General features: G+C 60.9%; 6 protein-coding genes, 1 tRNA gene and 2 pseudogenes. 3 read left to right on the top strand and 6 right to left on the bottom strand.

All coding sequences use genetic code 11. The features are described from left to right. Window positions 1-210: 210 nt before the first annotated feature. Window positions 211-3,315, bottom strand: coding sequence for an efflux RND transporter permease subunit (locus P6U28_RS37480; protein WP_407120810.1), 3,105 nt, complete (start codon window positions 3,313-3,315; stop codon window positions 211-213). 517 nt (window positions 3,316-3,832) lie between these two features. Then, a pseudogene (locus tag P6U28_RS37475) lies at window positions 3,833-4,021 on the bottom strand (integrase core domain-containing protein); the annotation flags it as partial. A gap of 939 nt (window positions 4,022-4,960) precedes the next feature. Here P6U28_RS37475 and P6U28_RS37470 point away from each other — a divergent pair. Continuing rightward, window positions 4,961-5,219: pseudogene (locus P6U28_RS37470) on the top strand (IS481 family transposase); the annotation flags it as partial. Between the two features lie 378 nt (window positions 5,220-5,597). Continuing rightward, complete coding sequence (locus P6U28_RS37465; protein ID WP_407123149.1) at window positions 5,598-7,256, top strand: recombinase family protein; 1,659 nt, start codon at window positions 5,598-5,600, stop codon at window positions 7,254-7,256. Here the strand turns inward: P6U28_RS37465 and P6U28_RS37460 are convergent. From P6U28_RS37460 to mnmA, 4 genes are all read right to left on the bottom strand, one after another. Then, window positions 7,213-7,289, bottom strand: a tRNA-Met gene (locus P6U28_RS37460). The two genes, P6U28_RS37465 and P6U28_RS37460, sit on opposite strands and share 44 nt — an antisense overlap. Before the next feature lie 218 nt (window positions 7,290-7,507). Further along, complete coding sequence (locus P6U28_RS37455; RefSeq protein WP_122405536.1) at window positions 7,508-7,864, bottom strand: hypothetical protein; 357 nt, start codon at window positions 7,862-7,864, stop codon at window positions 7,508-7,510. A 46-nt stretch (window positions 7,865-7,910) separates the two neighbouring features. After that, window positions 7,911-8,549: a class I SAM-dependent methyltransferase gene (locus P6U28_RS37450; RefSeq protein ID WP_407120809.1), complete on the bottom strand. Its 639-nt coding sequence runs from the start codon at window positions 8,547-8,549 to the stop codon at window positions 7,911-7,913. 210 nt (window positions 8,550-8,759) lie between these two features. Further along, window positions 8,760-9,941 carry a tRNA 2-thiouridine(34) synthase MnmA gene (gene mnmA, locus P6U28_RS37445; protein WP_122405538.1) on the bottom strand — a complete coding sequence of 394 codons (1,182 nt, stop codon included), beginning with the start codon at window positions 9,939-9,941 and terminating at the stop codon, window positions 8,760-8,762. A gap of 349 nt (window positions 9,942-10,290) precedes the next feature. On the opposite strand from mnmA, the gene P6U28_RS37440 reads away from it, so the two are divergent. Beyond that, entirely contained in the window at window positions 10,291-11,934 is a 1,644-nt protein-coding gene (locus tag P6U28_RS37440) for a flagellar hook-length control protein FliK (protein ID WP_407120808.1), read from the top strand. Window positions 11,935-11,943: the final 9 nt, after the last annotated feature.

Here is an 11,943-nt window from a genome sequence, read left to right as displayed (position 1 = left end):
ATCGGCGAGGTCGCGCTTTTGCGTTCCGCTGCCGTGAAGTCGCGTGCAATTCACCTTAGCGGAGCAGCCGCGGATCACCGGACGTGTTCTCAACCGGGCAACTGATGATCGCCAAGCTCGGCAGCACGGGCGTGACGATCTCAATGCGTAGGGAGCGCACCGCAGGCTGCTTCGCTCGCTACACTGAGCCAACCCGGATTGATTTTATCATCATGGCTTGGCCATCTGGGCATCAGCAGCGCCGGTGGGGTTGAGCTCGGTGCCAAACTTCGCGCGGCCGGAGCTCGCATCGGCACGATGATCGGACGCGATCGCGACATAGACCGCCGGCAGCACGAAGAGCGTGAACAGCGTACCCACGGACATGCCCGCGACGAGCACGAGTCCGATCGAGAAGCGACTCGCCGCGCCAGCTCCCGTTGCGGTCATCAAGGGTATGAAGCCCGCGACCATCGCCGCAGTTGTCATCAAGATTGGACGCAGTCGGACGCGCGCCGCCATCTCAATAGCCGAGCGACGGTCAAGTCTCTCCCTGAGCTGCAGCTCATTGGCGAACTCAACCATTAGGATGCCGTGCTTGGAAATCAACCCGACCAGTGTCAACAGTCCCACCTGGGTGTAGATGTTCATCGTCGCCCAGCCAAAGAATGGCGGAATCAAGGCGCCGACGATTGCCATCGGCACGCTGATTAGGATGATGAGGGGATCGCGCAGACTTTCGAACTGTGCCGCAAGCACCAAGAATATGATTATGAGTGCAAATGCAAAGGCAATGGCCAGTTGGTTGCCCTCGTGCACATATTGGCGCGCCTCGGCGAGGAAATCGTGGCTGAAACCTGCGGGCAGTTTCTTCGCCTCCGCTTCGAGGAAGTCCACAGCCTGACCGATCGTGACGCCGGGCATCGGCACGGCCTGAAAGGTCGCGCAGTTGAGCTGGTTGTAGTGGGTGAGCGCGTTCGGATCGACCGCAGTCTCGATGGAGACTACTGTCGACAGCGGGAGCATCGACCCCGCCGCAGTTTTCACATAATAGCTCCCGATTGCTTGCGGCACCAAGCGTTCCTCGCGTGGCACCTGCGGGATCACCTGGTAGGAGCGGCCCTGCAAATTGAAGCGGTTGACGTAGTTTCCGCCAAGTAAGGTGGCGAGCGCGTTTCCGATGGTCTGCATGGTGATGCCAAGCTCGTTGGCCTTGGATCGATCAACCTTGATTCGTACCACCGGCTGGTTGAATTCGAGGTCGGAGTCGCTCACCACGAACAGACCGCTCTTCCGCGCGGCTTCCTTCAGCTTCGACATCTGCTCGTAGACGGATTGGAAGTCGAGCGTCGAATTGATCACCATCTGCACTGGTAAGCCATCCGAACCGCCCGGAAGTGGCGGCAAGCTAAAGGCAAACGCGTTGATGCCTTCGATTTTGGACAGCTCGGCCTGGACAAGGGACTTTAGCACGATCGATGATCGCTTGCGCTCGTCCCATGACTTGAGCAACATGCCGGCCATGCCACTCTGCTGGCCGCCAACGCCATTGAGCACAAAACTTAAATCAGTCTCTGGAAATTTCTGCAACGCGTGTTCGAGCTTGGTGCCGTAATAGTCGAGGTAGTCGATATTGGCGTATTTCGGCGCCTTGGTTACAGCGAATACGATACCTTGATCCTCCTCAGGTGCGAGCTCCTTGGAAGTATTCATATAGAGAAAGGCGACGAGGCCCAGCATGGTCAGCGCAAACAGGCCGGTAATCGGACGATAGTCGAGCGAGCGGTCAAGCTTGCCACCGTACCATCGTGTCATGGTGCTGAACCCGCGGTTCACAATGCTTGCAAACCGCCCCCCCTCAGCGCGCCTGAGAAAGACCGAGCACATCATCGGCGACAGCGTCAAAGCGATCACGCCCGACACGATCACCGCTCCCGCTAGCGTAAATGCGAACTCGCGGAACAGCGCACCAGTGAGGCCACCGAGAAACCCAATTGGGGCATATACGGCGGCTAAGGTAATCGTCATGGAGACAACGGGGCCGACGATCTCGCGCGCGCCCCTTATAGCAGCCTGTAGAGGCGGCGCACCGTCTTCTAAATGGCGATGAATGTTCTCCACCACAACGATCGCGTCATCAACCACGAGACCGATTGCGAGAACCATTGCAAGAAAAGTTAGGAGATTGAATGAAAACCCCAGCGCCAGCATCATGCTGCAGACACCAACGAGCGAGAACGGAATAGTGACCACAGGAATGATGACAGACCGCAGCGAGGCCAGGAACAGGAAGATTACCACCACCACGATCACGATGGCCTCGATGAGCGTCTTCTCCACTTCATCGAGCGACGATTGAATGAATTTGGTGGAGTCATAGGCCACTTTCATCTTCAGTGACGGCGGCAGGTTGCGCTCCATTTCTGGAAACAGCGCCCGAACGCCTCGCGCTATGTTTAGCGGATTGCCTTGCGGGCTTGCTCGAACGCCGACAAAGACCGCGTGCTCGCCGTTCATCGCGACGCTAGTGTCTGTAGTCTGCGCGGCAAGCTCGACTACCGCAATGTCCTCCATGCGCACAAAGCCACCGTCATTGGATTTGACGATCATGCGCTTGAAGTCATCCACACTCCGCAGATCCGTGTTTGCAGTGACATCGGAGATAGTGAAATGACCCTTGGTCTGGCCCGCCGCGGCCTGGAAGTTGTTAGCGGCGATTGCAGCCGAAACTTCAGCCGGCGACACGCCGTGCCCTGCCATTTTCGCGCTATCGAGCCATAGCCGCATCGCAAAACTCTGGCCGCCCAGAATGTCTGCCGCTGCGACGCCGTCGACGGTTGACATAACAGGTTGCACAACGCGCGAGAGGTAGTCGGAGATCGCGCTGGCCGCCAGTTCCTCGCTGGAAAAGGCGATATACATGACAGCGGTGGCCTGACCGGTCGACTTACTGACGACCGGATCGTTTGATTCCTTCGGGATTAGGTATTTGACTGAGTTGACCTTCGAGAGCACCTCGGTGAGCGCTTCGTTGGGATCGAAATTGAGCTTGATGTAGACTTGGATCGTGGAGGTACCGAGCACCGATGAGGAACTAATGTAGTCGACGCCCTCGGCGGAAGCGACTGCCTGCTCTAGCGGAGTGGTGATGAACCCCTGGATCATGTCGGCAGAGGCCCCAGGATAGGAAGTCGTGATATTGACGACCGTATTAGATAGCTTGGGATATTGCCGGATCGGCAGGACGGCGGCCGCGCGAAAGCCGATCAGTAAGATCAGGCAACTGACGATGATAGACAATACCGGACGTTTGATGAAAAGCTCGGTAAATGCCATCTCGATTCGCGTTTCAAAAGGGGGAGGCAAATTCGCCGCAACTCGTAAAGCGGCAATGATGACCAATGCGGGGGCTGTGCTAGAGCCCCCGTATGAGGGACGTGCTGTTCGCTACTCTAAGGGCTCGCGAGCGCGGACGCCTTATCCTTCGCTTCCATCTTCGTCGCTCGAGTGAATGCTATTCCGTTGCTCTGATATGGCAGATCGCGATCTCGATGGTGGGCACTTTGTATCAAGCCCCTGTCTTCTTGCGTGCTATCGGCCAAAGGTCCGACACCTGATCAAGCGCTCATAGCAATGCATCAGTTCAGGTTGCACTGACTCGCAGACCGAATGATCCAGGTTCGACATCGAAAGTACAAGCGATCTGACGCCTGCTCAACTCTACAAAGGTAAATGGGTGATATAGCTTGAGGTGAAAAGCACTATACCAACGTTTGTCGAATTGGTTCGCTGATCGCCATTGCGCAAGTCGTGATGTTGCAGGACAGAAAGTTCTCGGCCCCACGATATTCCGTGTGGAGCCATCGGCATAGCGCAGCGCCAGATCCCGTCGCGGATTGCAGGTGACGGCGAACTCGGATGGTGTGTTTTCCATCCGAGCTGCGAGGGGTCGCGTATCGTTGTGGTCGGCCCGCCAATGTCCGAGTTCGACCCTGGCCTGGGCCAGCGAAGTGAACAGGGTCGCGTTCAAAAATTCCTCTTTGCTCCCAAGTGGCTCAAATTCTCAAGGGCTACCAAGTTTTATCTTCGAGAAGTAACGAAGGGCACCTACCAAAATCGGTTGGTCCCGTCCTCATCGGCGACTCTCTAAGCTGGGTCTTTGCCTTGAAGAAATTGGAGACACCAGCATGTCCAGACACGTGCGCGTTGCATGAACAAGAATGATAGGCCAAACACACATTAGAGACGCAAGGATGTTGGCGGAGTAAATCCAGACTGAGCGCGATAGAAGCAGTCCGTTGGAAAGATTATCCGAGACCTCAAAAACGCGACAGGAAGTACCGAAGAATGGGGGAGGTCATCCCCTTGGCGGAGACAATTGCATCAAGACAACAGCGGACGGAATTCAGCCAGGCAATGCCCTTTTCTTCCTGGGTGTTGCTGGTGATTTCGGAAGCAGTGCGGACGCGACTCGGCGTCGCTTGGTTGCGCTGGAGCAGACGCTGTCCCTACCCCGCCCGCACTGCCAGTTGAACTTAGCAGAACTTGACCCAGCGCTTGTCCCGCACGCATACACAGGGGCAGCGCTGTCCCTCCAACCCAGCTAGTTGCTCCAAACTCAGCTTCAACCGGTGGCAAGAAGCTGATCGGGAGCTTATCAGCTCGCAAAAAGAGCAAAATCGAGAGAACGAGAAGTAATTCGTGAGTTAGAAGCGGTGCGAACGCGGCTCGGCGCCTTTCGGTGGGGGGCATCATTAGGCACTATTTTGCCGCAGTGCAATGAGCTTAACGGAAGCGTGACTCGGCACACGGTGGTCCTTCAGCTCATGCGCTGTCTCTGCCACGCCCCGTTAAACCCAACGAATCTTTTATCGAGGCTAGCTTACCGAAAGCTGACAGAGCTGCGCAGCAATTTGCAAAACGAAAGGCCCAGGATTGGCCATTCGAACCCGAATACGTCGCGCCGCTTATTCGACACCAGGAAAACGGGATCGAAGATCAGCAGACCAAGATCAAGCGTCCTTGGACCAATGGTCAGGTCGAGCGCATGAACCGCACGATCAAGTAAGCGACCGTCCAACGCTACCATTACGATCTACACGATCAGCTCGAAGCTCACCTACGCCCGGCGGCTGAAGACCGGCTTCACACCCTACGAATACATCTGCAAAAGCTGGACGTCCCAGCCAGAGCGATTCAAACTCAACCTGCTCCAGCAAATGCCGGGACTAAAGACCTAGAGCTCTGGCGAGGCCCGGAGTTTCCACTCAGGTATGCGCTAGATGGAGAGGGTGCGCACCTTCCCAGCGGTATCAATTCCGCACAAGCAAAGCCATTGGCTTCTCTCTTTTTCTTCGCCTGGGCATCCGATTGCACGACGAGCTCACAGGGCCCGTTGCAATTAGTTCTCATCCGAGCAGGATGCTCGAAATGATCAGCTCCCCCAACGTCTTGTCCACTGGCCCCAGCGCAGGTGCGTGCACCTGGTTGAGCTGCGCGATGGCTTAAAGGTTCGATCGTGCGGGATGTCAATCGCAACTTTTCGTTGCATACGAATCCAGACAAGGCGATCTTACGTCTCGCGCGAGTACTTGCGCGTGTGGCCGCGAGGGAAGATCATGAAAGACAGCTCACCGATGGAAGCGATAAGGAAAAGGGCGACGATCTATGCTCGATTCTCAACCGATCTACAGAACGAGAGATCGATTGAGGATCAGGTTTCACTTTGTCAGAGCTATGCCGAGCGCGAATGCTTGACTGTTGTCAGTACCCATGAAGATCGGGCTCGTTCAGGTGGGTCTGTCATGGGCCGCGAAGGCCTTTTGCGGATGTTGGACCAAGCGCGGGAGAAATCCTTTGACGTGGTGATCGTCGAAGCGCTCGATCGCCTCTCTCGCGACATGGAAGATCTCGCTGGCATTCATAAGCGGCTGTCATTTCTCGGGATCGAGATCCGGGCGGTTCACGAAGGCGTCGTTAACACGGTGCTGGTCGGCCTTCGCGGCCTGGTCGGGCAACTCTATCGCGAGGACAACGCTCACAAAGTGCGTCGTGGCCAAGCAGGGCGGGTCAAGCAAGGTTTGGCGGGAGGTGGCCTGACATACGGATACGCCGCTGTCGCGGGAAAAAGCGGCGAACGGGTCATCCTCGAGGCCGAGGCACAAGTGATCCGGCGCATCTTTCAGGAATACGTGGACGGTCGAACGCCTCGCGAGATCGCACACGATCTCAACAAGGAAAGGGTATCACCTCCGCGAGGGCGTGCATGGAATGCTTCAACTATCAATGGCAACGTTGAGCGCGGCGCCGGAATTCTGCAGAACGAGCTTTATGTAGGACGCCTCATCTGGAATAAGGTCAGGATGGTGAAAGATCCCGACTCGGGAAAGCGCCTGTCACGACCTAATCCGAAGAGTGACTGGCAGGTTGCTGAAGTGCCGCATCTTGCGATTGTCAATCCAGAACTATTCACTGCTGCCCAGCAACGCAAAGGGGAGCGCAGCCACGGCCACCCCAGCCATCAACGTCGGGCCCGTCGGATGCTATCTGGCTTACTCCGTTGCGGTTCATGCGGCTCGGGTATGGCAACGAATGGGCGCGACAAATCGGGGCGCGTGCGTATTCGCTGCTCGGCATCGACAGAGAGCGGCACATGTCCTGATGGCAAGACTTTCTATTTGGACACAGTCGAGAGTGCGGTTCTCAGTGGGTTAAAGGCCGAATTGCGCGCGCCGAAGGTTATTTCGGAATACGTGCGCACGTATCTCGAGGAGCGGAAGCGCCTCGCGGCTTCATCCAATGCAAAACGGCACCGCCTAGAGCAGCAGCTTGGGGAACTAAACCGGGAAATCGAACGACTGGTGGATGCGATCGCAAAAGGACATGGCGATCCATCCGTTCTCGGGCCGCGATCGACGGCCTTAGATGCCCAACGAAGGCGGATATCTGAGGAGTTGCAGAGTGAACCGCTCGCCCCGAAGGAAGTCGCGCTGCATCCGGCCATCCTCAAACGATACGAGGAGCAGCTCGGCCGGCTTGAAGAAGCGCTAGCAAAAGGTGCTAGTGCGGGCGACGGAGAGGCCGCCGAAGCCATCAGAGACCTGGTCGACACAGTCACTGTGTTCCGCGATAAAGCCCGGCCCGGTGGTGTAGCCGTGGAGATAGCAGGCCGGCTAAATGCCCTGCTTGGGGAAAAGGCCTATCCCAACCAAGTCAAAGGAGTGTGGGGAAAGGTGGTAGCGGGGGAGGGACTCGAACCCCCGACCCCAGGATTATGATTCCCGTGCTCTAACCAGCTGAGCTACCCCGCCACAGGGATCGCGGCGGCGAATAAGGCCGATCTCGCGAACGCGCGGCATATAAGGAAGGGGGCGGCGGGCTGTCAAGCAAAGTAGCCGGCGAGGCCGGCTGATTTAGCGATCGAATTCGCTTGTTTCAGGCTTCAGACTCGCGCTGAGTCCCCTCACCCGAAATCCGTGCAGGATTTCGGCCTCTCCCCGCGCGCGGGGAGAGCCAAAGGACGAGACCCCTATTTCGGTCTCACATTGGGGTCGCCACCGGGGCTGCCGGGGGGCGGGATCACCGGGGTATTGGCGCCGGTGTCGGGGGCCGGGGCGTGCATCTCGGGGTCGATGCCGGAGGGCGGGCAAAGCACGCCCTCCGATTTGGCCAGCTTGTCTCCGAGCGGTTCCCGGGACTGGCCGGTGGTGGTGCCGTCGGACTGGCGATTCGGACGGTCCTGCGGGGTGCAACCCGTCGCATGTTGCGGGGATGGCGGCGCGGTCTGTTGCTGCGGCGTCGCCGGGGCGGGCGGGGCCTGCGCGATCGCAGCGCCTGAAGCGGCGATCAGGAGGCCGACCAGAATGATGTTTGATGTCGTGCGCATGAGAGAAAAACGCGCGCGGTGGGCGGGCTGTTCCGCTCCCAGAACATTACGATTTGCGGTAGCGGATCAGCGAGAAGTGGCCCATCGGCGGCATGGGGCGGCGCTCGGTGAGGGTGATGCCGCCGTGCTTGGCGGCCCAGCCCTCGAGGCGGGCCCACGGGAATTCCGGGCGCCAGCCGAGGCGGCGGGCAATGGGGGCAAAGGCGAGCTCGAACAATTTTCGAGGGCCGTCTTCGGCGCCGATGTGGTTGACGAGGATCAGCTCGCCGCCGGGCTTGAGCACGCGCACGAACTCGTCGAGCGTGCCTTCGGGATCGGGCACGGCGGTGATGACATATTGCGCGACCACCGCGTCGAAGGCGTTGTCGGGGAAGGCGAGGTTCTTCGCATCCATCACCGAGAGCACTTCGACATTGGAGAGGCGCAGCGCGCGCACGCGCGCCTGCGCCTTGCGCAGCATCGGCTCGGAGATGTCGACGCCGCAGATCTTCGTGGTGCGCGCGTAGTCCGATAGCGACAGCCCGGTGCCGACGCCGACGTCGAGGATGCGGCCGCCGATGCGGTCGGCTTCCGCAATGGTCGACTGCCGGCCGGCGTCGAACACCTTGCCGAACACGAGATCATAGACCGGTGCCCAGCGGCCATAGGCCCTCTCGACCCCGGCCCGCGAGATGTCTGCTGCCATGCCCCCTGCCCTTCTTTACCTCTCCCGGAGGGAGAGGTCGGATCGCATCGACGATGCGATCCGGGTGAGGGGTTGCGGTCTGAATGACAGCTGCGGCCCCTCACCCGGATTGCACGGGACGATGCTTCGCATCGCCAGGCGCAATCCGACCTCTCCCCGTCGGGGAGAGGTAAACCCAGCCCAATCAGTTGCGCTAGATTTCGTCATCCCTCAGCCGCGGACTGCTTCCACCAGTGGCCTCGCTGCATCGTTCGTGACCTTCGCCGCGGCGCTCTGGATAAAGCCGCCGCCGAGCACGCGGGCCTGGCCGCCAGGTGCGTCGTAGAACACGCAGGCCTGTCCCGGCGAGACGCCTTCCTCGCCGGCAACGAGCTCGACCTCGTAATGGCCATTGCCGCCGCGCAGCCACGCTGCCTGGGGGCTGCGGGTCGAGCGCACGCGTACGAACATTTCGAGGCCGCCGCCGATGGCGCGGTCGATGTCGCCGCCGCCGATCCAATTGACGTCGCGCAAGCTGATGCGGTGCATCTTCAGCGCATCGCGCGGGCCGACGACGACGCGGCGGTGCGCTGCATCCAGCCGCACCACGAACAACGGCGAGCCGGAGGCGATGCCGAGGCCGCGGCGCTGGCCGACGGTGAAATTGGCGATGCCGTGATGCTGACCGAGCACGCGTCCGTCGAGATCGACGATGTCGCCGGGATCCATCGCATTCGGGCGAAGGCGCGTGATGATGTCGGTGTAACGGCCCGTCGGCACGAAGCAGATGTCCTGGCTGTCGTGCTTGTCGGCGACCGCGAGCCCAAAGCGTCGCGCGAGCTCGCGCGTCTCGGGCTTGGTCATGTCGCCGAGCGGAAAACGCAGGAAGTCGAGCTGCTCCTGCGTGGTCGCGAACAGGAAATAGCTCTGGTCGCGGTCGCTGTCTGCCGCGCAAACCAGCGCGCGCGAGCCGTCGCGCTGACGGCGCGAGGCGACGTAATGGCCGGTGGCGAGCGCCTGGGCGCCAAGCTCGCGCGCGGTCTTCAGGAGGTCGCGGAATTTGACGCTGCGGTTGCACTCGATGCAGGGCACCGGCGTCTCGCCAAGAGCATAGGAGTCGGCGAAATTGTCGATGACGGACTCGCGGAAGCGGTCCTCGTAATCGAGCACGTAATGGGGAATGCCGAGCTTGGCGGCGACGTCGCGGGCGTCGTGGATGTCCTGGCCGGCGCAGCAGGCGCCCTTGCGGTGGGTAGCCGCGCCATGGTCGTAAAGCTGCAGCGTGATGCCGACGACGTCGTAGCCCTCAGCCTTCAGCAGCGCAGCCGTCGTCGAGGAATCGACACCGCCCGACATGGCGACGACGACTCTTGTGTCCTCGGGACGGCCTTCGAGATCCAGACTATTGAGCATGGGCCCTAAAGCGTTGTGACGGCGGCGTAGCGCGATCCGCGATTGCTGTGCCTTCTCGCGGGACATCGGCAATCCCCCGGAACTTTAGTTCCCGAAGAGCACGACTGCCCAAGTCGAAAGCGGTTGAGAGTAACCTCTTTAATATAGGCGGCATTCCGGTGAAGCAATCACGCGGGCCGCCGGCTTTGGGCAATTCTTGCCGAGGCGGCAGAAATGGCGGGGCCGCAGAGCGCTGCCCGGCTGCCGCCGCAAATCGTCAAAATGTTGATTTTGCTAGATAAACTGACGCGAAGAGACGCTGGCCCGCTCCTTGCTACCACTTGTCCGAAGTTGCTTCCAAGGGGTTGCTGTGGTTGGTCGTACGTCAGATGTCGTGGCAAGCGCGCAAGTCCAAAACGCGCAGCAAAAACCTGCCCGCTCACAGGCCCCGAAGGACGCGTCCGCGACAGACTCCTTCGGCTCGCTGGTCGACAGCAACACCCAGGCGATCAGCAACAATGCGCAGGCGCAGGACAGCGCGCCGCGCCGGAGCGATTCCGCGTCATCCTCGACTGCATCCGACCGGAGTTCACGCGACACCTCGTCCACGGACCAGCCTGCGCAGAGCAAGGCGAGCGACGATACCGATACGCCCGCGCCGGCGAAGAATGACAAGAGCGATGCGACCAGCGATCCGGCCAAGGACGCGGGCAAGGACGCCGGCAAGATCAAGAACAAGTCCGAGACATCGGACGCCAAACCGGCGGACAAATCCGACGAGAAGGCCGACAAGACCGAGGGCACCGACGCCCTCACCGCCGCGTCCGATGCGGCTGCCGCCGTGGCGGCCGATGCGGCGCAGACTGCCCTGCCCGATCCCAGCGTCGTCGTTGCCGCGCCGGTCGTCCCAGTCGATCCGAATGCGGCTGCGAGCCAGGCCGGCGATGCCGCCGCCTCACCGTTGACGATCGCCGCGGCAGGTCTAGCCGCCAGTGCCTCCACTGCGGCGCAGATCGCCGGCACCAAGACCGATACCGCCACCGCCGGCGACAAGAGCGCCAAGGCTGCAGGCGCCAAGGCTGCAGGTGCCAAGACTGCAGGCGCCGAGGTCGATGCCGGCACCACGACGGCGCTCGGCGAGATCGCGACCGGCACGAGCGAGGCCGCCGCGACCGATGCCAAGGCCAATGGCGGGCTGATCGCCGTCGTCAGCCAGGGCACGCCAAAAACCTCGTTCAAGGCCGCCGCCACCGCGCAGGCTCAGACCGACGTCTCGAATATCGGCCAGGACGCCGGCAAGGCGAACGCCGCGACGACGCAGGCTCCGGCAACAGCGACCGTGACCGCCTCGCATGCCCAAGGCGTCAAGCCACAGGCAGATGGCGGAGCGACCGACGCGAAGGCAGGTCCCGCCGATCCGACACAAGGCGCGCCGGCCGCGCCCGCGCATGCGGGCACGCAAGCCGCTGCCGCCCCGACGGACACCAGCGCACAAGCCGCTTCCGCCGTACAGGCGCCGCTGACCAACACGACCTCGGCTGCCACGGCATCGACCGCGACGCTCACCGCGACCGCGGCGACCCACACCGCCGTGCCGATCAGCGGCGTGCCGATCGAGATCGCAGCCGCCATTCGCGCCGGCAAATCCCGGTTTGATATCAGCCTCGACCCGGCCGAGCTCGGCCGCATCGACGTGCGCATCAATGTCGACCGCAACGGCCAGGTTACCTCGCACCTCACCGTGGAGAAGCCGGAGACGCTGCAAATGCTGCGTCAGGATGCGCCGCAATTGCAGCGCGCGCTCGACGATGCCGGCTTCAAGACCGGCAACAACGGGCTGTCCTTCAGTCTGCGCGACCAGAATTCATCGGGACAGCAGTCCGGCCAAAACAACGACAATGGCAATGCCCGCCGGCTGATCATCAGCGAGGACGACAGCGTTCCCGCGGCGCCCGTCGGGCGCGGCTATGGCCGCATGCTCGGATCGAGCGGCGGCGTCGACATCAGAGTGTGAGGAGTATTC

This window comes from Bradyrhizobium sp. STM 3561 (genome assembly GCF_045571455.1).
GTDB lineage: Bacteria > Pseudomonadota > Alphaproteobacteria > Rhizobiales > Xanthobacteraceae > Bradyrhizobium > Bradyrhizobium vignae.
Note: the sequence above shows the minus strand (reverse complement) of the source record. Positions and strands in the feature narration are given on the sequence as shown.